Raw genomic sequence first — 21,483 nt, forward strand, 5'->3', positions numbered from 1 at the left:
CCGGAAAACCGCACTTGCGACGTCAGCCGGACCCCACGAACAGCACCAGCAGCAGCCACACCACCGGAGCCGTCGGCAGCAACGAGTCCAGGCGGTCCATGATGCCGCCGTGACCCGGCAGCAGTGTGCCCATGTCCTTGATGCCGAGGTCCCGCTTGATCATCGACTCGCCGAGGTCACCCAGCGTCGCACTGGCCGCGACCGCGATGCCCAGGAGCAGACCCTGCCACCACTCGCCGTCGTCGATCAGGAACTCCATGCACAGCGCGCCCGCCACCATCGCGAACGCCACCGCTCCGACCAGGCCCTCACGGGTCTTGCCGGGGCTGATGCGCGGCGCGAGCTTGTGGGTGCCGAAGCGCCAGCCGACGGCGTACGCGCCGGTGTCGCTCACCACGGTCAGCAGAAGGAACATGAGGACCCGGGCCGCCCCGTCCTCGGCCGTCAGCATCATCGCGACGAACGTGGCCAGGAACGGGACGTAGAACGCGGCGAAGACACCTGCCGTGACGTCCTTGAGGTAGCCCTCCGGCGGTTCCGTCATCCGCCAGACGAGGACCGCGAGCGCCGTGAGCGCCATGGCGGCCCAGGCCCCCTCGGCGCCCCGGACGTACCCGGCGACGACCATCGCGGCCCCGCCGAGCGCCAGCGGCACGAGCGGCGCCTTGATGCCCTTGCGCTCCTGAAGCCTGCCGGTCAGCTCCCACAGACCCACGACGACGGCGACCACTATCACGCCGACGAACACGGCCTTGACGAAAAACAGCGAGGCCACGATCACCGCGCCGAGCCCGACCCCGACCCCTATGGCCGCACCCAGGTCCCGCCCCGCGCTCTTCTTCTGCGGCGCGGGTGCCGGCTGCGAGGCGTCGGGCATGGGCTCCGGATTCTGCGTCTGCGGCGCCGCCACCTGGGGCTGCGCCGAGCTGGTCTGGTCTCGGAACGTATCGTCCCGGAGCAAGGGACCGCTCAGCCGAGCGGCCCCCCGTTCGTCATCCTGGTCGTCGCCGTATCGGGGTACGGCGGGTCCGTCGGGCACGATGGGCATGGGGCGAGTGTGCTGCGCGTCATGCGCATCGTACGCGGGGCCCGCCGGGGCAGCCCCCTGGACAGGCCCCTGGTCGGACGGCCCCCAGTACCCGGCGTGTGGCGGAGTCGCCCAGGAAGAGTCGTTCATCAGACCTCGAGCAGCTCCGCTTCCTTGTGCTTCAGGAGCTCGTCCACCTGGGCGACGTACTTGTGCGTCGCGTCGTCGAGCTCCTTCTCCGCACGGCGGCCCTCGTCCTCGCCGACCTCGCCGTCCTTGACGAGCTTGTCGATCGCGTCCTTGGCCTTGCGGCGGACCGAGCGGATGGACACGCGCGAGTCCTCGGCCTTGGCCTTGGCGACCTTGATGTAGTCGCGGCGGCGCTCCTCGGTGAGCTCGGGGAACACCACGCGGATGATGTTGCCGTCGTTGCTCGGGTTGACTCCCAGGTCGGAGTCGCGGATCGCCTGTTCGATGTTGCGCAGCGCGGTCTTGTCGAACGGGGTCACCACGGCCATGCGCGGCTCCGGCACGGAGAACGAAGCCAGCTGGTTGATCGGCGTCGGCGCGCCGTAGTAGTCGGCCACGATCTTGTTGAACATCGCCGGGTGCGCACGCCCGGTGCGGATCGCGGCGAAGTCCTCCTTGGCGACCACGACGGCCTTCTCCATCTTCTCCTCGGCCTCGAGGAGGGTCTCTTCGATCACCACTTGCTCCTGCGTGTCTTGAGTAGGCCCGGCTGCTGTTCCGTATGCGTGGGGCGGCGGCCGGCTGCGTCGCGTCTTCTTCCTGCACGGTTCCCGACCGGCAGGACATTGTCCATCCCCCGGTCAGGGACCGGGGACATCTGCGTTCAGTCCCGGCTGTCCTGGTCACCCACAAGCGTGCCGATCTTCTCACCCTTGACGGCGCGCGCGATATTGCCCTCCGCCAGGAGCTCGAACACCAGGATCGGGAGCTTGTTGTCACGGCACAGCGTCACCGCCGTGGCGTCGGCGACCTTCAGGTCGCGGGTGATGACCTCGCCGTATCCGAGGGCGTCGAACTTGACCGCGTCGGGGTTGGTCTTCGGGTCGGAGTCGTAGACCCCGTCCACACCGTTCTTCCCCATGAGAAGCGCCTCGGCGTCGATCTCCAGGGCGCGCTGCGCGGCGGTGGTGTCGGTGGAGAAGTACGGCATGCCCATACCGGCGCCGAAGATGACCACACGGCCCTTCTCCAGGTGGCGCACGGCGCGCAGCGGGATGTAGGGCTCGGCGACCTGGCCCATGGTGATGGCGGTCTGCACCCGGCTGTCGATGCCCTCCTTCTCCAGGAAGTCCTGGAGGGCGAGGCAGTTCATCACGGTGCCGAGCATGCCCATGTAGTCCGAGCGGGCCCGGTCCATGCCGCGCTGCTGGAGTTCGGCACCTCGGAAGAAGTTGCCGCCGCCGATGACGACGGCGATCTCGGCGCCGTCCCGGACGACGGCGGCGATCTCACGGGCGATCTTGTGCACCACGTCGGGGTCCACCCCCAGGCCCCCGCCACCGGCGAACGCCTCTCCGGACAGCTTCAGCAGAAACCGGCCGCGTACTTTGCCGTCGTCGCTCTTCTGGGGCTTCGTGGTCATGGCGTTCTCGCTTCTTTCACGTGTCACACATACGAAGAAGGCCATTGCCGGTGGGAACTGGTTCGCATCCCATGCGCGGCAATGGCCTCCTCGTCAGATCTGCTGCCCGTCACGCACGCGTGCGTGACGGCGTACGCGGACTGCCCCCGACCCTATCGGGGTCGGGACCGTGTCGCGGTACGGACTCAGATGCCGACCTTGATGCGCGTGAAGCGCTTCAGGGTGACACCGGCCTCGTCCAGAACCTTCTGGACCGACTTCTTGTTGTCGAGCGCGTACGGCTGACCGAGCAGCGTGGCGTCCTTGAAGAAGCCGTTGAGGCGACCCTCGACGATCTTCGGCAGGGCGGCCTCGGGCTTGCCCTCGGCGCGGGTGGTCTCCTCGGCGACGCGACGCTCGGACTCGACGACCTCGGCCGGCACGTCCTCCTTGGAGAGGTACTTCGGCGCGAAGGCGGCGATGTGCTGCGCGACACCGCGGGCGACCTCGGCGTTCGGCTTGTCCAGCTCGACGAGGACACCGATCTGCGGGGGCAGGTCGGGCATCGTGCGGTGCATGTACGCGGTCACGAAGCCGTCGGCGAACTGCGCGAAGCGGTCCAGGACGATCTTCTCGCCGAGGTTGGCGTTGGCCTCGTCCACGAACGCCTGGACGGTCTTGCCGGCCTCGATCTCGGAGGCGAGCAGGGCCTCCAGGTCGGCCGGGGAGGTCGCGGCGACGTGCTCGGCGATCTGGTTGGCGACGGACTGGAACTTCTCGCCCTTGGCGACGAAGTCCGTCTCGCACTTCAGCTCGACCAGGACACCGGAGGAGTTGTCGTCGGCGATGATCGAGACCACGGCGCCGTTCTCGGCGGAGCGGCCCTCACGCTTGGCGACGCCCTTCTGGCCTCGGATACGGAGCGCCTCGACAGCCTTCTCGACGTCGCCCTCGGCCTCGTCCAGCGCCTTCTTGCAGTCCATCATGCCGGCGCCCGTGAGCTCACGGAGCTTCTTGACGTCGGCGGCGGTGTAGTTCGCCATGAGTCTGTGAATCTTTCTCGAAGTCTGGAAGATCGAAGATCTACGGGGTCTACGGCCCCCATCTAGCCCGGGGCCGCCGACTCTCCGCTGACCTACGGGTGAACGGCGGGAGCGGAGTTGATGCCCCCGCTCCCGCCGTCACCCCTGACGCTGACGGGTCAGGCCTGCTCGGCGTCCGCGGCCGGAGCGGCCTCGGTGGCCTCAGCGGCCGGAGCCTCGGCAGCCGGGGCCTCAGCGGCGGGAGCCTCGGCGGCCTCCGCGGCCGGAGCAGCCTCGGCGGGAGCCTCCTCAGCCTTCTTCTCGCCGCCCTCGAGCAGGTCGCGCTCCCACTCGGCGAGCGGCTCGCCCGCGGCCTTCTCGCCCTTGTCACCGGTGGCGACGCGCGAGCGGCTGATGAGGCCCTCGGCGACGGCGTCGGCGATCACACGGGTGAGCAGGGTGACGGAGCGGATCGCGTCGTCGTTGCCCGGGATCTTGTAGTCGACCTCGTCGGGGTCGCAGTTGGTGTCGAGGATGGCGACGACCGGGATGTTGAGCTTCCGGGCCTCGCCGACCGCGATGTGCTCCTTCTTGGTGTCCACGATCCAGACGGCGCTGGGCACCTTGGACATCTCGCGGATACCACCGAGGGTCTTCTCCAGCTTGGCCTTCTCGCGCGAGAGCACGAGAAGCTCCTTCTTGGTCAGACCCGACGCGGCGACGTCCTCGAAGTCGATCTGCTCGAGCTCCTTGAGGCGCTGCAGACGCTTGTAGACGGTCGAGAAGTTGGTGAGCATGCCGCCCAGCCAGCGCTGGTTGACGTAGGGCATGCCGACGCGGGTGGCCTGCTCGGCGATGGCCTCCTGCGCCTGCTTCTTCGTGCCGACGAACATGACCGTGCCGCCGTGGGCGACGGTCTCCTTGACGAACTCGTAGGCGCGGTCGATGTACGACAGCGACTGGAGCAGGTCGATGATGTAGATGCCGTTGCGCTCCGTGAAGATGAAGCGCTTCATCTTCGGGTTCCAACGACGGGTCTGGTGACCGAAGTGGACGCCGCTTTCCAGCAGCTCCCGCATCGTGACGACGGCCATGGCCGTTCTCCTTGGTGTTCTCGGTTGTACCGCGGGTGCCGGTGGGCACTCGCGCCTGACGCCCGCGACGCGCCTTGCCACAAAGGACCGAGAGGCGCTGACACCGACCGCTTGGCGGCGTGGTGTCGGGGCGTGCGAAGTCGACCCGGTGACCCGGATCGCCAGAAGAAGTGTACGGGACCCGGGAGGCACCGGGTGACGCCGCTGTCCACAACCCGGAAGTAGTCCACAGGTCCCGGCCATGATCGGTGCGGGTGCGGGACGGTTTCCGCATGCGAGCGAAGCGATGCGGTGTGTGGCTGGTGCTGGGGTTCCTGTTGTTCCTGACGGCACCGACGCCCACACCCCGGCCGTCCCTGTTCACCCCGACGGCCACGGACACCTCGGTACCGGCCCTGGCCCGCACCTGGCCGGTGGGCACCCGCCCGGCGGTCCTGCGCGGCTGGGAACCCCCGGCGACGGTGTACGGCCGCGGCCACCGGGGCGTGGACCTGGCGGCGCCGGCCGGAACCCCGGTACGGGCGGTGGCAGCCGGTCGGGTCTCCTTCGCGGGCAGGGTGGCGGGCAAGGGAGTGGTGGCCGTGGAACTGACGGGCACAGACCTTCGAACGACCTACGAACCGGTGACGGCGTCGGTGAAGAAGGGCGACGAGGTGGAAGCGGGCGAGGTGGTGGGCACGGTGGAGCCGACGGGCTCCCACTGCACGACTACGTGCGTGCACTGGGGCTTGCTGAGAGCCGACACCTACCTGGACCCACTGTCCCTGCTCCCGCCGTGGCTACTGCGCAGGGGCCCATCGAGACTGCTCCCGGTACTGGACGTCCCTTTGCCGTAGCTGCGGGCAGCCGTGCCGCTGGGGCGGCTCCCGACCCACAGAAAGGCGGCACCCGGCAAGCGCCGGCGAGCGACCCCGCCCCACGCTCAGCCCCGCACACCCCGCAAAGCCATACTCACGGCAGCCTCGGTGATCACCGAAGGCTCCTCCGCCGCCTCCAGCTCAATCCGCCGCACAGCCGCATCCACGACCCCCTGCACCAGCATCGCCGCCAGCCGGGGCTGCTCATGCCCCATCTCCCCGAGCGCCTCGACGATCATCGTGACCAGCCCCCCGTGCGCGGCCCGGATCTTCTCCCGAGCCGCCGCATCCAGCTCACTCGCGGAGATGGCGACCACAGCCCGATGCCGCCGATCCCCGACCAGCGCCAACTGCTGCCGCACATACGCCTCGACCTTGCCCTCAGCCGTCGACGCCCGCTCCATCGCCGCCGAGACCTCCGCGGCCCACACCGGGAAGTCGACCTCGCACAGCTCCTCGACCACGGCGGCCCGCGACCGGAAGTACTCGTACACAGACGACCGCGCGAGCCCTGTCCGCTCGGCGAGAGCCGGGAAGGTCAGCGCCTCCGTCCCGCCCTCGGACAGCAACGACCGAGCCGCGTCCAGCAGGGCGGCTCGCTGCATCGACCGGTGCTCGGCCACAGAGGCCGCTCGAATCCTTGGCACGTCAACCACTCTACGGACGCACCACTCGCGACGGGAGTCACTCCACCCGACCGGCTCTGCCCGAGGGGCCGTCCGGCCGGGTCAGCGACCGAAACTGGCCAGCTTCGCCCGCAACTGCAGCACGGACTTGGTGTGGATCTGGCTGACCCGGCTCTCGGTGACCCCCAGCACGTGCCCGATCTCGGCGAGCGTGAGCCCCTCGTAGTAGTACAGCGTGACGACGGTCTTCTCCCGCTCGGGCAACGTGTTGATGGCCCGCGCCAGGAACCGCCGGAGCTCCCGGTCCTCGGCGACCTCCACGGGGTTGTCCGCGGCGGTGTCCTCCAGCGTGTCCATGAGGCTGAGCCGGTCCCCGCCCTCACCGCCGACATGCAGCAGCTCCTCCAGGGCCACCACGTTGGCCAGCGACAACTGGCTGAACACGGCGTGGAGTTCGTCCACGGCGATCCCCAGCTCGCCGGCCACCTCACCCTCCGAGGGCGTCCGCCGCAGCCGCGCCTCCAGCGTCGCGTACGCCCTTTCCACGTTGCGGGCCTTCTGCCGCACGGACCGCGGGATCCAGTCCAGCGCCCGCAGTTCGTCGATCATCGCGCCCCGGATCCGGGTGATCGCGTACGTCTCGAACTTGATCTCCCGGTCGATGTCGAACTTCTCGATCGCGTCGATGAGCCCGAAGACCCCCGAGGACACGAAGTCCGCCTGCTCGACGTTGGGCGGCAGGCCGACGCTCACCCGCCCGGCGACGTACTTCACGAGCGGTGAGTAGTGCAGGATCAGCTGCTCGCGCAGCCGCTCGTCTGCCGTCGCCTTGTACGACCGCCACAGCTCGTCGAGCGTCGAGGGAGCGGGCGGCCGCACGCTGCCACCGTCACGGGCGGCTGAGGGGATCGCCGCCGCCCGGTCGGACCCGGAGGTGTGCTGGGGCATTCGTCGCCTTGTGCCGTTCTGCCGTGAAGTACGCGTTGAACATGAAGTGCGTCGGAATCCCCGTGAGCGTAGCGTGACTGAAGAGTCGCAGTGCGCAAAGAGGATGGCGGGGCTCATGCGCAGATGCGTTCCGCTGACACTCCGGGCAGTCCGCGCCGGCGACTGCGCGTGATCATCAGAATGCGCCAACTGCGGGAATTCCCAAGGGCTTCGGGGTTCCCCCGGACGGCCGAACACGCTGGGTCAGCACGGGCTGCGACCGCCCCGGACAGAGATCATCGCCTGGCGTGTCAACTTCCAGCCGTCGCCGTGTCGTTCGACGTAACCAAGTGAACGGAGTTCGTACAGCCTCGCGATCGCGTCGTCGGGCGTCGTCTGCGCACCCCGGGCGATCTCGCCCACTCCCGCCTCCCCTCGCCCCGGCAACGCGGCCAGCACCCTCCTCGCCGCGGGCTCCAGCAGATCGCGCGGGAGCACCGGTCCGCGCCGGTCCGGGGCCAGTTCCCCCATGTCGCCGACCAGCTCGACGACTTCCGCAGCGTCCGTGACCAGCGTGGCGTCCCCGCGCAGCAGCTCGTGCACTCCGGCGGACAGACTGCTGGTGGCCGGGCCGGGCACGCCCATCGTGTACCGCCCGAGCCGCTGCGCCGCCCGCGCGGTGACGAGCGAGCCGCTGCGGTGGGCGGCCTCTACGACCACGGTGCCCCGGGTGAGGGCGGCGATCACCCGGTTCCGCAGCACGAACCTGCTGGGCGTCGGATGATCTCCGGGCGGCAACTCCCCGACCACCAGCCCCTGCTCCGCGATCCTGGTGATCAACTGGGTGTGGCCGCGCGGGTAGGGCCGGTCGACCCCGCAGGCCAGCACGGCGACGGTGGCGCCGCCGGCGCCGAGGGCACCGCGATGGGCGGCGCCGTCGACCCCGTACGCCCCACCGGACACGACGACCCACCCTCGCTCGGCAAGTCCGGTGCCGAGCGTGGCGGCCATGTGGGCCCCGTACTCGGTGCAGGCACGGGCCCCCACGAGAGCGACCGACCTGAGCGCCCACATCCGCAGACTGGCCCGCCCCCGCACCCACAGCCCGAGGGGCCGCGTGTCCCCGAGGTCATCGAGCTGCCCCGGCCACTCGGCACCCCCGGGTCCGACAAACCGCGCACCGGCCTCATGGGCATCACCGAGATCCCTGTCCGGCTCGGCCACCCGAGCCCGCCCCCGCAGCCCGTCCCACCGCTTCTCACTCACTCCGGGCAACGGCTCCGCACAGCTCCGCAACCGCGAGGCCACCTCCCTCACACCCCACTCCCGAACCCACCGCCCCAGAACCTCGTCCCCGGGCTCGACGACACGGGAGAGAAAGACCCGGTCGAGCAGTTCGGCGTCGGGTTCGTCGCCGGTCACGTCAGCGCCCCGATGGCCATGGGCACGCCCCGTGGCACCCCGGTGCGCAGTTGCAGCGCCAGGGCGACGTCCGTCGCGTCCGGGCGGTCATGGCCGACGAGGTCCGCGACCGTCCAGGCGACACGCAGGACACGGTCGAGTCCCCGGGCCGTCAGCACGCCCCGCTCCAGATTGCGCTCGGCGCCGTCCATCGCCCCGGACACGGCATGCCAGCGGCTTCGCAGCTCGCGACCGGGCACATCGCTGTTGGTCCGCCACGGGGTGCCGGCGAAGCGCGTCGCCGCCCGTTCCCTGGCGGCCCGCACCCGGTCCGCGACCACCTGGGTCGACTCGCCCCGGGCATCCCGCTGGGCGAGCTGGTCACGTGTGACCCGGTCCACCTGGACCCGCAGGTCGACCCGGTCGAGCAACGGACCGGAGAGCCGGGCCTGGTAGCGCCGGATCGCCGAGGGCGGACACTCGCAGAAGTCGTCGGTCTGCGAGAAGCGGCCGCAGGGGCAGGGATTGGCGGCGAGCACCATCAGGAACTTCGCCGGGAACCGTACGACGCCCGCACTGCGCGCGATCACCACGTGCCCCGCCTCCAGCGGCTGGCGCAGCGCGTCGAGAGCCTGGGTGTTGAATTCGGGTGTTTCGTCCAGAAAAAGTACGCCTCTGTGTGAGAGCGAGACGGCCCCGGGGCGGGCGATCCCGGGTCCGCCGCCGACGAGCGCCTGCATGGTCGCCGAGTGGTGCGGGGCGCAGTAGGGGGCGACGTCGATCAGGGGCTTGCCGGGCGGCAGCAGGCCCGCCACCGAGTGCACCGCCGTCACCTCCAGCGACTCCTCCCGGGCCAGCCGGGGCAGGACCGCGGGCAGCCGCTCCGCGAGCATCGTCTTGCCCGCACCAGGCGGCCCCTCCAGGAACAGATGGTGACCACCGGCCGCCGCGACCTCGACAGCCGTCCGCGCCGACATCTGGCCGACGACGTCGGCCAGATCGTGTCCGTGATCCTGCTGCGCGGCTCCCGCGCTGTGCATGCCGGTGGCGGCCCCCGTGCCCGGCACCCGCAGCCCGGCCAGCAGTGGGTCGGGGCGCCCCGGCTCGTCCGGTTCCTCGTGGGGCACCGGCTCGTCCGCGAGGATCGCGATCAGCTGCCGCAGACTGCGCACGCCCAGCACGGACACCCCGGGCACCAGCGAGGCCTCGGCAGCGGCGCACTCCGGCACCACGACCTGCTCGTAGCCCGAGTCCGCGGCGGCCAGCACGGCCGGCAGGATGCCCCGCACCGGCCGGACCCGTCCGTCCAGGCCCAGCTCTCCGATCATCACGATGTCGGCGAGCACCCGCGGATCGATCCGCTCGGAGGCGCCCAGCACCGCGCACGCGACGGCGAGGTCGAACCCCGAACCCGCCTTCGGCACCGACGCCGGACTCAGCCCCACCGTGAGTTTCTTCTGCGGCCATTCACCGCCCGAGTTCACGACGGCCGCCCGAACCCGGTCCCGGCTCTCCGTCAGGCTCTTGTCGGGCAGCCCCACCAACGTGAACGCCGCGACCCCCGGCTCCAGATCCGCCTGGACCTCGACCACGACTCCCTCGACGCCCACCAGCGCCACCGAGCACGTACGAGCGAACCCCATCTCAGGCCACCCCCCGCGCATGCTCGACCACGGGCGCGCCGCGCTGTGGCAGGACCACTCCCACCAGGTCGATGCGGACGCCTCCCGGTGGCGCCCCTCCATGAGCGTGGATCCAGCGTTCGGCGAGGCCCCGCAGCCGCTCCGCCTTCTCGGGGGTCACCGCGGCCATGGGGTGCTCGAAGGCACCCGCCCGCCGTGTCTTGACCTCGCAGACGACCAGGACCTCCCCGTCCTGCGCCACGATGTCGATCTCGCCGGTCCTGCCACAGCGCCAGTTGCGCTCCAGGACCGTCATCCCGGCCTCGGTCAGCCGCCTCGCGGCCAGACTCTCGCCGTACTTGCCGAGTGCACTGCGTGCGTTCATGTCGGCACCACCTCCGGCACCAACGATCACGCCCACCGGTCCACCAAGTTGATCTTGGTGGACTACTCACCGGTTGTGGAAAACCGGGTCACCCGCAGGAGTCACCCACCCGGCAGCTCCAGATCGCTCTTGTTCAACTCCTCGATGTTCACGTCCTTGAACGTCAACACCCGGACCTGCTTCACGAAGCGAGCCGGCCGATACATGTCCCACACCCACGCATCCGCCATGGACACCTCGAAGAACACCTCACCCTGGACCGAGTGCACCTGCATCTCGTAGTCGTTGGTCAGGTAGAAGCGCCGCTCGGTCTCGATCACGTATTTGAACAGACCGACGACATCGCGGTACTCCCGGTAGAGCTTCAGCTCCATCTCGGTCTCGTACTTCTCGAGGTCCTCGGCGCTCATGGCATGTTCCCCTTCAGCCGTGCGATCCCACCATTGTGCGCCAGTCCCGTCAGCCCCTAGACGATTTCGGTGTCCAGGGTCACGGGCCCGGCCGGGGGACCATCGTCGAGCAGCCTGCGCAGCAGCTCGGCGAGTCTGGTCGGATACACCGTCTCATGTGCCCGGCTCAGTTCCTGACACGTCCACCAGCGCGCTCCGGCGACACTGCGCCGCTCCAGCTCGGTGAGGCCTCTCGCCTCGGTGGCCGTCTGCGTCGTACGGGCCAGGTAGTACCACTCGTCCTGGTCCCAGCGACGGCCCGCGAACGGGAAGGAGCACATCCGCCGCCACAGCACCGGCCCGAGCTGCACCTCGGTGATGCCGGTCTCCTCGGCGAGTTCCCTGAGCGCGGCCTCTTCACGGGTCTCGTCGCCCTCCAGTCCGCCGCCCGGCGTGAACCACCAGTCGTCGGCCGGATCGTCCGGCTCATGCCCGTGCAGCAGCAGGATGCGGTCCTCGGGATCGAGCAGAACCACCCGCGCCACCTTGCGCAGCCCACCCTCGGACGAATCCCGGGCCACCTCTCCGGACCCGCCCTCGGACAGATCCCGGGTCACCTCAGGCGACCCGTCCTCGGACACACCCCCGGCCACCCCGCGCGGCCCCTCCCCGGCGCCCTCGGGCGAGCCCCCGTGCCCCGTCGGCCCCTCAGCGGGCACCGACCGGCTCCGTCCGGACCCGGGAGCGCCTGCTGAACAGCTTGGCGACGGGCCCGTACGCGCCACCGCCCAGGACTAGCACCCCGCCGGCGACGATCAGGACGAAGATCGTGCGCAGCGGGCCCGGCGAGGAGAGCGCGCCGAGCGGTTCGAAGCCGGTGGGACGCTCCAGCATGCCCCTCATGGGCCAGACGACGGCGTCCACCCGAGCAGTCACGGCCGAGCGCGCGACGGTGCCCTGGGCGGCGTCGGTGAGGTGGACGGAGGAGTCCAGCGAGCCCTGACGCTCGTCGCCGAGCAGGAACAGGCGCCCTTGGGGCACCTTCACGGTTGGGATGGACTTGTCCTCGACCACGCTGCCCTTGAGATAGCCCTCGTCGATCTGCTTGCCGTTGACGGTCAGCTTCCCGTCCGTGCAGCAGGAGACGGTGTCCCCGCCGACCGCGACGACCCGCTTGACCACCGAGGCGCCGGTCACCCAGCTCTCGTCTGTGAACACGACGACATCACCCCGGCGTATCTCGTCGCCGTCGACGCGCTCCGCCAGCACCCGGTCACCCGCGTCGATGGTGGGCGTCATCGAGCCGGTGGGCACGGTGTACGGCCGGTACAGCACCGCTCCCCAGGCGAATCCCCCGAGAAACAGCACCAGGCCCAGTGCGACGGCCAGCCCGGACAGTCGCTGTCCGGTCCGGCTGCCCACCGGGCCCGTGCTGGTGCCACCGCTGTGCGGGGCCGTACGTGTAGTGCTCTCGCCACCCATGGATCCGCACCCTACCCGGCGGTACCTGAGCGGGTCAGCCCCTCCTGCCCGGCCGGAGGGCCAAGCTCCGCAAAGCTTTCACCAGGCCCGGGGCGCCCGATCCGCCAGAGAGGCTCAGCGGGTCCGCTCGGCGGCGATCTTCCTACGACGCCATAGCGCCACCGGCACCACACCCACGAGGGCGATCCCCTGCGGCGCGACGGAGAGGGCCGCGGACGCCGACGACTGGTTGATGCCGGCCTGGCTGAAGGTGTCCGGCTCCGGCAGCGTGCCCCAGCGGTTGATCGGCCAGGCCTTCACGATGGCGCGCCCGACGACGTCGTCGACCGGGACCATGCCGTGGTGCTTGTCGGACTGGTTGTAGCGGGAGTCGCGCGAGTTCTGCCGGTGGTCGCCCATCACCCAGATGTAGCCCTTGGGGACCTTCACGGTGAACTGGCCACCCTGGTCGTCCTGGCTGCACGGGGTGTTGCCCGGGTAGACGTACGACGACTCGCTCAGCGCCTTGCCGTTGACCTTCAGCGGGCCGGTGCCCTCGCAGGAGACCGTGTCGCCGCCGACGCCGATGACGCGCTTGATGAGGTCCTTCTCCTCGGCGGAGGGCATCAGACCGATCCAGGAGAGGAACGTCTGTACGGCGTTCGGGTCCGCCGTCGGCTCGCCCGCCAGCCAGTTGTCCGGGTCGTGGAAGACGACGACCTCGCCGCGCTCGGGCTCGGAGCCGAACCACGGGGTGAGCTTGTCGACCAGGACGCGGTCGCCCTCCTGGAGGGTGTTCTGCATCGAGTCCGACGGGATCGAGAAGGCCTGCACCAGGAACGTCTTGATCAGCAGCGCCAGCACCAGCGCGATACCGATCAGGATGGGCAGCTCCTTCCAGAAGGAGCGCTGCTTCTTCACCCTGGGGGCCGAGTCGCCGGACCCCCCTCCCTTGGCCTCCGTCGTCCTGCCGTCCTCGGTCGCCCCGGAGTCACTCCCGGAGGTCACGGCGCTGTCCGCGGCCGGGTCGGCTGCTTCCACGGGGCGTCCGCGGTGCTCCTCGCCGTCGTGCCCGGATCGTGCGCCAACCGCCACATCCCCCACGCCAACTCCTTACTCTGTGCCGCCGCCTGCCCCAAGTACGGCGCAGGCCCACCACTCCCATAACGAGCGGGAGTTCCGCAGGGCTCGGGAGTTGGATCGCTTCGTTCGGATCGTCCTGAGCAACCCTAAGCGACGCCTGGGAAGCTGCGGTCGCCCCGGACACCGAGTCGGCAACGGAAGAGTAAGTTTTCGGTTCGTCCAGCATGGTCCAGTGGCCGAAAGGCCATGCGATGACCCTGGCCCGGCCCACCACCGAGTCCAGGGAGACGGTCCCGCCGTAGTCGGTGTCCTGGTGCGAGCGGGAGTCCGCGGAGTTGGCGCGGTGGTCGCCCATCACCCACAGCCGCCCCTGGGGGACGGTGATGTCGAACTGCTGGGTGGAGGGGGCGTTTCCGGGATACAGGTAGTCCGTCTCGCTCAGGGGGACGCCGTTGACGGTGACCCGTCCCTCCGTGTCACAGCACTTGACGCGGTCGCCGCCGACTCCGACGACCCGCTTGATGAGGTCCTTCTCGTTGTCCGAAGGCAGCAGGCCGATGAAGGTGAGCCCTTCCTTGATCTGCTTGACGACGACGGGGTCGTCCTTCTTCGTGGTGGTCTGCTCGTCCTGGAGCCAGCCCCCGGGGTCCTTGAAGACGACGACGTCCCCGCGCTGCGGCTCGGAGCCGAACCACGGGGTGAACTTGTCGACCAGGACGCGGTCGCCGATCCGGATCGTCTGCTCCATCGAGCCGGACGGGATCACGAACGCCTGGACGAGGAAGGTCTTCAGGACGAGGGCTATGAGGACGGCCACGCCGACGAGAAGCGGTATCTCCTTGACCGCGCCGCGCCTCCGGCGCCGCTTGACCTTGCGCTGCAGCTTGCGCCGCTCCGCGCGCGAACGGCCGCCGGCGGGACTGGCGGCGCGGCGGACACCGGTGGGGAGCAGCTGGTCGGCGGCCTCGCTCGGCACACCGCGTGGTTTGCCGCGGTTACCCATGCGCACCCTCCCCGGCGGGCACGCGCGCGTAGGCGGTGGAACGCTGCAGGCGGGTGGTGTGGCCGAAGGGCCAGACGATCCAGTCGGCCCGTCCGAGGACGTCGTCGACCGGGATCATGCCGCCGCCCGGTGAGCCGAGGTGGTCCCGGGAGTCGCTGGAGACGCTGCGGTGGTCGCCCAGGACGAACAGGGTGCCCTCGGGCACCTCCACGTCGAAGGGCACCGAGGACGGACTGTCGCCCGGGTGCAGGAAGCCCGACTCGTCGACCGACCGGCCGTTCACCTCGATCCTCCCCTTCGTGTCACAGCAGACCACGTGGTCTCCCCCCACACCCACAACGCGTTTGATGTAGTCCCCGTCCCCGAAATACCCGGTTCCGTCGAAGACGACCACATCTCCCCGCCGCGGCTCGGCACCGAAACGGTACGCCAACCTATTTACGAGAACGCGGTCCCCGATCCTCAATCCGTTTTCCATGGATCCGCTGGGAATCTGGAAAGGTTTGACCACGAACGTGCTGATCAACAGGAGAAACACCAGGCAGAGCAGCAGCGTCAGGGAGACCCGGCCGCCGGGAAGCCACTCGGTGATTCTCGACACCAACGCGAAACGCGACCGTCCCTCCGCGGCCCCTGGTTCAGGGCGGGAGGAGCGGTCGCGCTTCGTCGGCTGTGCTTCGGTGTCCATCGGAGCCAGATGTTATCCGGCCCCGATGTGACGTCCGAGAGGCGCTCAGTTGTCGCGCTTCTCCTTGATCTTCGCGGCCTTGCCGCGCAGCTCACGCAGGTAGTACAGCTTGGCGCGACGGACGTCACCACGCGTGACGAGCTCGATCTTCTCGACGATCGGGGTGTGCACCGGGAAGGTGCGCTCGACGCCGACGGAGAACGAGACCTTGCGGACCGTGAAGGTCTCGCGGACACCAGAGCCCTGGCGACGGATGACTACGCCCTTGAACTGCTGCACACGGGAGCGGTTGCCCTCGATGACGCGGACATGGACGTTGACGGTGTCACCCGGGCGGAAGGCCGGGATGTCGCTGCGCAGCGACGCGGAGTCGACGGAGTCGAGCAGGTGAGACATTTCGTCTGCTTTCTTCGCCCATGCCACAGGTCATCGGCGGTAGCTAGTGGTTCGTGAGGAGGCTGTCCGTGTCGGGGCGGGCGTCGTGTCCCCCTGTGGCAGGGGCGCACGCCGGACGACGCACAACAGCGACCTATTCTTCCATGCCTTCTGGCCTGCGCCAAAATCGGCCGTACGGCTCCCCCGCGGGGTCCGGCGCCCAGCCCAGGATGGAGAGCATCTCGCGGTCCTTCTTGTCGAAGGCCGCCGGGTCGCAGCGCTCGATGAGGTCGGGCCGGTTGGCCGCCGTACGCCTGAGCGCCTCGTCGCGGCGCCAGCGGGCGATCTTGCCGTGGTGCCCGCTGAGCAGCACGTCCGGGATGCCGCGGCCGCGCCACTCGGGCGGCTTGGTGTAGACGGGCCCCTCCAGGAGGTTGGCCATGGCACCGGGTGCGAAGGAGTCGTCCCGGTGCGACTCGGCGTTGCCGAGGACACCCGGCAGCAGCCGCGCGACGGCCTCCGTAACTACCAGTACGGCCGCCTCGCCGCCGGCGAGGACGTAGTCGCCGATGGACACCTCGTACACGGGAATCCTGGTGGCGTACTCGTCGATGACCCGGCGGTCGATGCCCTCGTAGCGCGCGGGCGTGAAGATCAGCCAGGGGCGCTCGGAGAGTTCGACGGCGAGTTCCTGGGTGAAGGGGCGGCCGCTCGGGGTGGGGACGATGAGGGCGGGCGCGTGGGAGCCCGTCTCGTATCCGTCCGCCAGCGTGGAGTCCAGCGCCTCCCCCCAGGGGTCGGTCTTCATGACCATGCCCGGGCCGCCGCCGTACGGGGTGTCGTCGACGGTGTTGTGGCGGTCGTACGTCCACGCGCGCAGGTCGTGCACATGGACCTGGAGCTGCCCACGCGCGCGTGCCTTGCCGACGAGGGAGACGTTCAGGGGGTCGAGGTACTCGGGGAAGATCGTGACGACGTCGAGCCTCATGCGCCGTCTTCCCTGGAGGACGCGATCTCGGCCTGGTCGTCGATCAGCCCGGGCGGCGGCGTGATGACCGCCTTCTGCTCCTCCAGATCGATCTCGCTGACGATCTCCTCGACGAACGGGATCATGACCTCGCTGCCGTCGGGCCGCTCCACGATGAAGAGGTCCTGGGAGGGCAGGTGCGAGATCTCGGTGATCCGTCCGACCTCGACGCCGTCCGCCGTGACCACGTCCAGGTCGATGAGCTGGTGGTCGTAGTACTCGTCCTCCTCCTCCGGCAGCTCCTCCGGATCGACCTCGGCGATCAGGAGAGTGTTACGCAGGGCCTCGGCGCCGGTGCGGTCCTTGACGCCCTCGAAGCGCAGGAGGAGGCGGCCGCTGTGGACCCGGCCGGTCTCGATGGTGAGGGGTCCCGTGGCGGCGGGATCGGTGGCGAGTACGGCACCGGGGGCGAGCCTGAGTTCCGGCTCGTCTGTACGTACCTCGACGGTGACCTCGCCCTTGATGCCGTGGGCGCGGCCGATCCGTGCGACTACCAGCTGCACTGTGCTTGCTCTCCTGTCATACGACTACGGGCCGGGGACGGCCCTGTGGCCCTCCCCGGCCCGAGCCGGTGCTGCGTTGCGTCAGCGGACGTGGTCCACGTCGACGAGGTCGACACGGACACCGCGGCCGCCGATGGCGCCCACGACGGTGCGCAGGGCGCGTGCGGTGCGGCCGTTGCGGCCGATCACCTTGCCGAGGTCGTCGGGGTGGACCCGGACCTCCAGCACACGCCCGCGGCGCAGGTTGCGCGAGGCGACCTGCACATCGTCAGGGTTGTCGACGATGCCCTTCACGAGGTGCTCGAGAGCCTCCTCGAGCATGCTCAGGCCTCGGTCGGCTCAGCCGAAGAAGACGCGGTCGCAGCCTCGTCCTTCTTCTCGGCCTTCTTCTTCTGGGTGATGGCCTCACCCTTGCCCTCGTTGTCGCCACCAAGGGCCTCGAACGAGGGACGTGCGGCCTTCTCGGCCGGCTGGAGCAGCGGAGCCGGGGCGGGCAGGCCCTTGAACTTCTGCCAGTCGCCGGTCAGCTTGAGGATGGCGAGAACCGGCTCGGTCGGCTGCGCGCCGACACCCAGCCAGTACTGCGCACGCTCGGTGTCGACCTCGATGCGCGAGGGGTTCTGCACCGGGTGGTACAGGCCGATCTCCTCGATCGCACGGCCGTCACGACGGGTACGGGAGTCGGCGACGACGATGCGGTAGTGAGGCGAACGGATCTTGCCCAGACGCTTCAGCTTGATCTTGACTGCCACGGGAGTGGGTTCTCCTGGTTTTGACGTGGTTGGGCACGGCGAGATTGCCGCGTGGGGTTGCGGTACCCGAGTGCCCGATGGACGCGTCAGCCGGAGGCGAGAGGGTTCCTGTGCGGCTGTCGAGTACAGCTAGCCATTGTGCCACACCCCGCCGGTCACTTCGGACCGGGACCATGTCGAGAGGCGCCGGGGCACGCCTGAGGGGCACCCGGTGATCCAGGTGCCGTCGGGGTGGGCGCGGCGTCCCGCACCCACCCCTGTGCCCGACCGACAGCCACGAGTTGCCGGTAGGGCGGTCAGCTCGCCGCGCCGACGACCTCCGGGATCCGGAACGGCTTGCCGCAGCCCCCGCAGACGATCGGCGCCTGGGCCAGGACGGAGGGGACGACCCTCACATTGCGGCCGCAGTCGCAGACCGCCTTGACCCGGACCCCGCCCCCGGAGGAGCCGTGCCGGGCCGCCGGACCCCGGAAGGAGCGGGCGGTGTCGGCGGAGGTCGCCGCCGTGTGGGCCTTGAGGGCGCGCTGGAGCCGCTCGATGGTCGGGCGGTAGCGACGCTTCGCCTCGGGGGTGAGCGAGACCAGCGAGAAGCCACTGCTGGGGTGCGGTTCCTCGGGGTGGTCCAGGCCCATCTCCTCGGCGATCGCGAGGAATCTGCGGTTGTGGTAGCGGCCGGCGCGGGAGGTGTCGCGGATGCCTCGCGCGGCGGCGATGCCGTGGACTGCCTCATGAAGCAGTCGCTCGAAGGAGAGCTCGTGACCGCACGCGGACGACGACTCCCCGATCAGGGACTCTGGCGCGGCAAGGTCAGGCAGCTCGGGGTGGTACCGCTGAATGTCGGCCCACGCCTCTGCCAGCTCTGCGGCGAGAACAGGTGGTGTCTGTGTCGTGCTCACGTAATGACAACGAGCCAGAGTGCCCCTGTGTTCCTATTCCGGGGCATCCCAAATAATTTGCACGTACCCGTCAGTTGCCGCTGATGCGTGGAGACGAGGGCGGGTGCGCTGATCTGCGGAGAAGCCTCACAGCTCATACCAAGCCGGTGCGTAGTGTGAAGTACGCCCCGGCGCGTAGATCGCGTCCACGCGCCGGTGCTGCTGGGATCGGCAGATGCGCAAGAGGCGTTTCGGTCGCTCTCCCGCCGGAAGGGCCCTGCCTCAGTAAGCGCGCGCGACGACCGCGACGTTACCGGGTGCGTCGTCGGCGTCCGGCACCGCCCCGTCCTCGGCGACCAGACACCGTACGGTCACCGCGTGCTCGGCCAGCCTGGCCTCGCCTTCTTCGCCGAGGACGGCCCACGGGATCCGCGCCCAGCCGCCGGCGACCGCGGCCTCGACGGCTTCGTCGAAGGTGGACACGTCGGTCGTACGGGACTCGCGGCGCTCGCGGGACTGGGCCAGCAGCAGCGCCTGGTCCTCTTCGAGGATCACGGGGAGCAGCGCGGCCAGAGAATCCAGCGATACGGCTTCCTTGCCGCCCGGGATCCGCCGCGCCACCATCGCGGTGCCGTTCTCCAGGTCACGGGGTCCGACCTCGACGCGGACCGGCACGCCCTTGAGCTCCCAGTCGACCGCGCGGCGACCGAAGGGGGTGTCGGTGCGGTCGTCGACGTGGACGCGCAGACCCGCCGCCTTCAGCCGGGCGCCGATGTCGCGGACCTTGGCCAGAACCTGCTCGTCGCCCTTGATGGCCAGAACCACCACCTGGGTCTGCGCCAGCCGCGGCGGGACCCTCAGGCCGTGGTCGTCGCCGTGCATCATCACCAGGGCGCCGATCATGCGGGTGGTCGAGCCCCAGGAGGTCTGCCAGACGAGTTCCTGGGTGCCGTCCTTCGACAGGTACGAGGTGTTGAAGGCCTTGGCGAAGTTCTGGCCCAGCTCGTGGCTGGTGGCCATCTGGAGGGCCTTGCCGTCGCCCATCATGCCTTCCAGCGTGAGGGTGTTGATGGCGCCGGCGAAGCGCTCCTTGACGGTCTTGCGGCCGGGGACGACGTCCATGGCGAGGACGTCCGTCATGAAGTCCTCGTAGACCTGCCGGTGGATGTGCGAGGCGAACACGCGCGCGTCCTCCTCGGTCGCGTGCGCGGTGTGGCCCTCCTGCCACAGGAACTCCGACGTCCGCAGGAAGAGCCGGGGCCGCAGTTCCCAACGCACCACGTTCGCCCACTGGTTGATCAGCAGGGGAAGGTCGCGGTAGCTCTGCACCCACTTCGAGAAGTAGTCGTTGATGATCATCTCGGAGGTGGGGCGGACGACCGCGGGCTCCTCCAGCTCCTTGCCGCCGCCATGGGTGACCACCGCGAGCTCGGGCGCGAAACCCTCGACGTGGTCGGCCTCACGGGTGAGGTACGACTGCGGGATCAGCAACGGGAAGTACGCGTTCTGGGTGCCCGTCTCCTTGATGCGGGCGTCCATCTCGGCCTGCATCCGCTCCCACAGCCCGTACCCGTACGGTCGGATGACCATGGTGCCGCGCACCGGACCGTTGTCGGCCAGTTCGGCCTTGGTGATCAGATCCTGGTACCAGCGCGGAAAGTCGTCCGCTCGGGGTGTGAGAACAGGTGCCTTTGCCATGGCCCGATGTTACGGGCGCACATTGCCGGGATGTGAATTCTTTTCCCGGGCCCGGCCAACCCACAAGCGGGGCCCTTCTGCCTCTGGACGAGCGGTCGAGTGCGGAGTTACCTGGCATACGGGGGGAGTGCGAGCGCATGTCACGGGGGCTACGGAATCGGGCACAGAGTCAACTCTCGGCGGATTGGGGCGCTTATCCATGACACCTACGCTCGTGCGGCAGCACCTGCCTTCGACGGGAGGGACCTCCCGTGCGGACCTCGGTGCACGCGCGCGTGACTGGTCCGAGATCCAGGAGCGGATGCTGGTTCCGCTGTACGAGGCCGTCTACGAGCGACTGGAAGTGGGCCCCGCGACGCGGCTGTTGGGCCTCGGCTGCGGCAGCGGGCTCGCCCTGCTCATCGCCGCCTCCCGAGGCGCCTCGGTCTCCGGTGTCGAGTCCTGCTCCCCCGAACGGCTGGCCCTCGCGCGCGAGCGGCTGCTGCCGGAGGCGTGGGGCACGCGCACGCGTGCGCACACCCGGCTCGTCGAGGGGGCGCCCGAAGACGCCGTCGCCACCGACGCTCCCCCGTACACCGTGGTGACCGCCTTCGAGCCGATCGGGTGTCTCGCGGGCGACTCGGAGGGGCTCGGAGAACTTCTCGCCTCGGCGACACCGCTCGCCGAGCGAGGGGCGCCCGTGGTCCTCGCCGGCTGGGGTCCACCGGAGCGGTGCGCCACGTCGTCCGTGCTGCGGGTGGCCACCAAGCTGGCGGAACCGCTGCGCAACACGGGCAGTTGGCGCCCGGCCCTGCGCGACGACCTGGAGGAGGTCGCCCACCGGGCCGGTCTCAGGCCGGACGGCTCGGGGCGGGTGGCGTGCCCCTTCGGGTACGCCGATGTCGACAGCGCACTCAAGGGGTTGCTGTCGACCGGGCTCTTCGACACGGCCATCGAGGCGACCGACCAGGCCCAGGTGGACAAGGAGGTGGCGGAGGCCCTGCATCCGTATCAGCGCCGGGACGGCACGGTGTGGATGCCGAACGTCTTCCGGTACCTGATCGCGAGGGTGCCCTAGGCCTCCAAGTCCCCCACAGC

At 69.7% G+C, this 21,483-nt stretch carries 25 protein-coding genes; 2 read left to right on the plus strand and 23 right to left on the minus strand.

Going from position 1 to position 21,483, the window contains the following annotated elements:
* Positions 1 to 22: 22 nt before the first annotated feature.
* The 5 genes from AB0D34_RS20220 to rpsB form a co-directional block, all read right to left on the minus strand.
* Positions 23 to 1,177 (minus strand): phosphatidate cytidylyltransferase, encoded by a 1,155-nt coding sequence (locus AB0D34_RS20220; protein WP_362663221.1) that lies wholly within the window; start codon positions 1,175 to 1,177, stop codon positions 23 to 25.
* Complete coding sequence (gene frr / locus AB0D34_RS20225; protein WP_057616820.1) at positions 1,177 to 1,734, minus strand: ribosome recycling factor; 558 nt, start codon at positions 1,732 to 1,734, stop codon at positions 1,177 to 1,179. Before frr ends, AB0D34_RS20220 begins: the two co-directional genes overlap by 1 nt.
* Positions 1,735 to 1,880: 146 nt before the next feature.
* Positions 1,881 to 2,639, minus strand: coding sequence for a UMP kinase (pyrH, locus tag AB0D34_RS20230; RefSeq protein ID WP_362663223.1), 759 nt, complete (start codon positions 2,637 to 2,639; stop codon positions 1,881 to 1,883).
* Between the two features lie 185 nt (positions 2,640 to 2,824).
* Positions 2,825 to 3,661: a translation elongation factor Ts gene (tsf, locus tag AB0D34_RS20235; RefSeq protein WP_362663225.1), complete on the minus strand. Its 837-nt coding sequence runs from the start codon at positions 3,659 to 3,661 to the stop codon at positions 2,825 to 2,827.
* A gap of 158 nt (positions 3,662 to 3,819) precedes the next feature.
* Positions 3,820 to 4,734: a 30S ribosomal protein S2 gene (gene rpsB / locus AB0D34_RS20240; RefSeq protein ID WP_362663227.1), complete on the minus strand. Its 915-nt coding sequence runs from the start codon at positions 4,732 to 4,734 to the stop codon at positions 3,820 to 3,822.
* Positions 4,735 to 5,006: 272 nt separating this feature from the next.
* Between rpsB and AB0D34_RS20245 the strand changes: the two genes are divergently transcribed.
* A complete protein-coding gene (locus tag AB0D34_RS20245) occupies positions 5,007 to 5,570 on the plus strand; it encodes a M23 family metallopeptidase (RefSeq protein ID WP_362663228.1) in 564 nt (187 codons plus the stop codon).
* Positions 5,571 to 5,656: 86 nt separating this feature from the next.
* Here the strand turns inward: AB0D34_RS20245 and AB0D34_RS20250 are convergent, their stop codons facing one another.
* The 18 genes from AB0D34_RS20250 to proS form a co-directional block, all read right to left on the minus strand.
* Positions 5,657 to 6,214 (minus strand): helix-turn-helix domain-containing protein, encoded by a 558-nt coding sequence (locus AB0D34_RS20250; protein WP_362663510.1) that lies wholly within the window; start codon positions 6,212 to 6,214, stop codon positions 5,657 to 5,659.
* Positions 6,215 to 6,319: 105 nt separating this feature from the next.
* Positions 6,320 to 7,165: an RNA polymerase sigma factor WhiG gene (whiG, locus tag AB0D34_RS20255; protein ID WP_362663230.1), complete on the minus strand. Its 846-nt coding sequence runs from the start codon at positions 7,163 to 7,165 to the stop codon at positions 6,320 to 6,322.
* A 243-nt stretch (positions 7,166 to 7,408) separates the two neighbouring features.
* Positions 7,409 to 8,566: a DNA-processing protein DprA gene (gene dprA, locus AB0D34_RS20260; protein ID WP_362663232.1), complete on the minus strand. Its 1,158-nt coding sequence runs from the start codon at positions 8,564 to 8,566 to the stop codon at positions 7,409 to 7,411.
* Positions 8,563 to 10,188, minus strand: coding sequence for a YifB family Mg chelatase-like AAA ATPase (locus AB0D34_RS20265; protein ID WP_362663234.1), 1,626 nt, complete (start codon positions 10,186 to 10,188; stop codon positions 8,563 to 8,565). Before AB0D34_RS20265 ends, dprA begins: the two co-directional genes overlap by 4 nt.
* Position 10,189: 1 nt before the next feature.
* Positions 10,190 to 10,552 carry a YraN family protein gene (locus AB0D34_RS20270; RefSeq protein WP_362663236.1) on the minus strand — a complete coding sequence of 121 codons (363 nt, stop codon included), beginning with the start codon at positions 10,550 to 10,552 and terminating at the stop codon, positions 10,190 to 10,192.
* A gap of 101 nt (positions 10,553 to 10,653) precedes the next feature.
* Positions 10,654 to 10,962 (minus strand): DUF2469 domain-containing protein, encoded by a 309-nt coding sequence (locus AB0D34_RS20275; protein WP_003965949.1) that lies wholly within the window; start codon positions 10,960 to 10,962, stop codon positions 10,654 to 10,656.
* Positions 10,963 to 11,018: 56 nt separating this feature from the next.
* Positions 11,019 to 11,522, minus strand: a complete 504-nt coding sequence (locus AB0D34_RS20280) for an NUDIX hydrolase (protein ID WP_362663512.1) — start codon at positions 11,520 to 11,522, stop codon at positions 11,019 to 11,021.
* 127 nt (positions 11,523 to 11,649) lie between these two features.
* On the minus strand, positions 11,650 to 12,423 hold the full coding sequence (gene lepB / locus AB0D34_RS20285; RefSeq protein ID WP_362663238.1) for a signal peptidase I: 774 nt from the start codon (positions 12,421 to 12,423) through the stop codon (positions 11,650 to 11,652).
* A gap of 114 nt (positions 12,424 to 12,537) precedes the next feature.
* Positions 12,538 to 13,506, minus strand: a complete 969-nt coding sequence (gene lepB / locus AB0D34_RS20290; protein ID WP_362663240.1) for a signal peptidase I — start codon at positions 13,504 to 13,506, stop codon at positions 12,538 to 12,540.
* A complete protein-coding gene (gene lepB / locus AB0D34_RS20295; protein WP_362663242.1) occupies positions 13,394 to 14,488 on the minus strand; it encodes a signal peptidase I in 1,095 nt (364 codons plus the stop codon). Before lepB (AB0D34_RS20295) ends, lepB (AB0D34_RS20290) begins: the two co-directional genes overlap by 113 nt.
* On the minus strand, positions 14,481 to 15,176 hold the full coding sequence (gene lepB, locus AB0D34_RS20300) for a signal peptidase I (RefSeq protein ID WP_362663244.1): 696 nt from the start codon (positions 15,174 to 15,176) through the stop codon (positions 14,481 to 14,483). The genes lepB (AB0D34_RS20295) and lepB (AB0D34_RS20300) overlap by 8 nt, the downstream gene beginning before the upstream one ends.
* Before the next feature lie 45 nt (positions 15,177 to 15,221).
* Entirely contained in the window at positions 15,222 to 15,572 is a 351-nt protein-coding gene (gene rplS, locus AB0D34_RS20305) for a 50S ribosomal protein L19 (protein WP_356594058.1), read from the minus strand.
* A 133-nt stretch (positions 15,573 to 15,705) separates the two neighbouring features.
* Complete coding sequence (trmD, locus tag AB0D34_RS20310; protein ID WP_362663246.1) at positions 15,706 to 16,539, minus strand: tRNA (guanosine(37)-N1)-methyltransferase TrmD; 834 nt, start codon at positions 16,537 to 16,539, stop codon at positions 15,706 to 15,708.
* The gene (gene rimM / locus AB0D34_RS20315; RefSeq protein ID WP_362663248.1) at positions 16,536 to 17,081 is read right to left on the minus strand and encodes a ribosome maturation factor RimM; all 546 of its coding nucleotides are present in this window, start codon (positions 17,079 to 17,081) and stop codon (positions 16,536 to 16,538) included. The genes trmD and rimM overlap by 4 nt, the downstream gene beginning before the upstream one ends.
* A gap of 81 nt (positions 17,082 to 17,162) precedes the next feature.
* Positions 17,163 to 17,402, minus strand: a complete 240-nt coding sequence (locus tag AB0D34_RS20320; protein ID WP_003973401.1) for an RNA-binding protein — start codon at positions 17,400 to 17,402, stop codon at positions 17,163 to 17,165.
* 2 nt (positions 17,403 to 17,404) lie between these two features.
* Positions 17,405 to 17,833 (minus strand): 30S ribosomal protein S16, encoded by a 429-nt coding sequence (rpsP, locus tag AB0D34_RS20325; protein ID WP_362663250.1) that lies wholly within the window; start codon positions 17,831 to 17,833, stop codon positions 17,405 to 17,407.
* Between the two features lie 296 nt (positions 17,834 to 18,129).
* The gene (locus tag AB0D34_RS20330; protein ID WP_362663252.1) at positions 18,130 to 18,729 is read right to left on the minus strand and encodes a hypothetical protein; all 600 of its coding nucleotides are present in this window, start codon (positions 18,727 to 18,729) and stop codon (positions 18,130 to 18,132) included.
* Between the two features lie 261 nt (positions 18,730 to 18,990).
* A complete protein-coding gene (gene proS / locus AB0D34_RS20335; protein WP_362663254.1) occupies positions 18,991 to 20,406 on the minus strand; it encodes a proline--tRNA ligase in 1,416 nt (471 codons plus the stop codon).
* A gap of 199 nt (positions 20,407 to 20,605) precedes the next feature.
* On the opposite strand from proS, the gene AB0D34_RS20340 reads away from it, so the two are divergent.
* The gene (locus tag AB0D34_RS20340) at positions 20,606 to 21,463 is read left to right on the plus strand and encodes an SAM-dependent methyltransferase (protein ID WP_362663256.1); all 858 of its coding nucleotides are present in this window, start codon (positions 20,606 to 20,608) and stop codon (positions 21,461 to 21,463) included.
* Positions 21,464 to 21,483 lie beyond the last annotated feature (20 nt).

The sequence above is a fragment of the Streptomyces sp. NPDC048420 genome (assembly GCF_040651535.1).
Classification (GTDB): domain Bacteria; phylum Actinomycetota; class Actinomycetes; order Streptomycetales; family Streptomycetaceae; genus Streptomyces.

Coding starts and splice junctions, on each gene's coding strand:
- AB0D34_RS20220 (WP_362663221.1), bottom strand. CDS start 1,177: ATGAACGACTCTTCCTGGGCGACTCCGCCACACGCCGGGTACTGGGGG.
- pyrH (WP_362663223.1), bottom strand. CDS start 2,639: ATGACCACGAAGCCCCAGAAGAGCGACGACGGCAAAGTACGCGGCCGG.
- tsf (WP_362663225.1), bottom strand. CDS start 3,661: ATGGCGAACTACACCGCCGCCGACGTCAAGAAGCTCCGTGAGCTCACG.
- rpsB (WP_362663227.1), bottom strand. CDS start 4,734: ATGGCCGTCGTCACGATGCGGGAGCTGCTGGAAAGCGGCGTCCACTTC.
- AB0D34_RS20245 (WP_362663228.1), top strand. CDS start 5,007: ATGCGAGCGAAGCGATGCGGTGTGTGGCTGGTGCTGGGGTTCCTGTTG.
- whiG (WP_362663230.1), bottom strand. CDS start 7,165: ATGCCCCAGCACACCTCCGGGTCCGACCGGGCGGCGGCGATCCCCTCA.
- AB0D34_RS20265 (WP_362663234.1), bottom strand. CDS start 10,188: ATGGGGTTCGCTCGTACGTGCTCGGTGGCGCTGGTGGGCGTCGAGGGA.
- AB0D34_RS20270 (WP_362663236.1), bottom strand. CDS start 10,552: ATGAACGCACGCAGTGCACTCGGCAAGTACGGCGAGAGTCTGGCCGCG.
- AB0D34_RS20275 (WP_003965949.1), bottom strand. CDS start 10,962: ATGAGCGCCGAGGACCTCGAGAAGTACGAGACCGAGATGGAGCTGAAG.
- lepB (WP_362663238.1), bottom strand. CDS start 12,423: ATGGGTGGCGAGAGCACTACACGTACGGCCCCGCACAGCGGTGGCACC.
- lepB (WP_362663242.1), bottom strand. CDS start 14,488: ATGGGTAACCGCGGCAAACCACGCGGTGTGCCGAGCGAGGCCGCCGAC.
- lepB (WP_362663244.1), bottom strand. CDS start 15,176: ATGGACACCGAAGCACAGCCGACGAAGCGCGACCGCTCCTCCCGCCCT.
- rplS (WP_356594058.1), bottom strand. CDS start 15,572: ATGTCTCACCTGCTCGACTCCGTCGACTCCGCGTCGCTGCGCAGCGAC.
- trmD (WP_362663246.1), bottom strand. CDS start 16,539: ATGAGGCTCGACGTCGTCACGATCTTCCCCGAGTACCTCGACCCCCTG.
- AB0D34_RS20320 (WP_003973401.1), bottom strand. CDS start 17,402: ATGCTCGAGGAGGCTCTCGAGCACCTCGTGAAGGGCATCGTCGACAAC.
- proS (WP_362663254.1), bottom strand. CDS start 20,406: ATGGCAAAGGCACCTGTTCTCACACCCCGAGCGGACGACTTTCCGCGC.
- AB0D34_RS20340 (WP_362663256.1), top strand. CDS start 20,606: ATGACACCTACGCTCGTGCGGCAGCACCTGCCTTCGACGGGAGGGACC.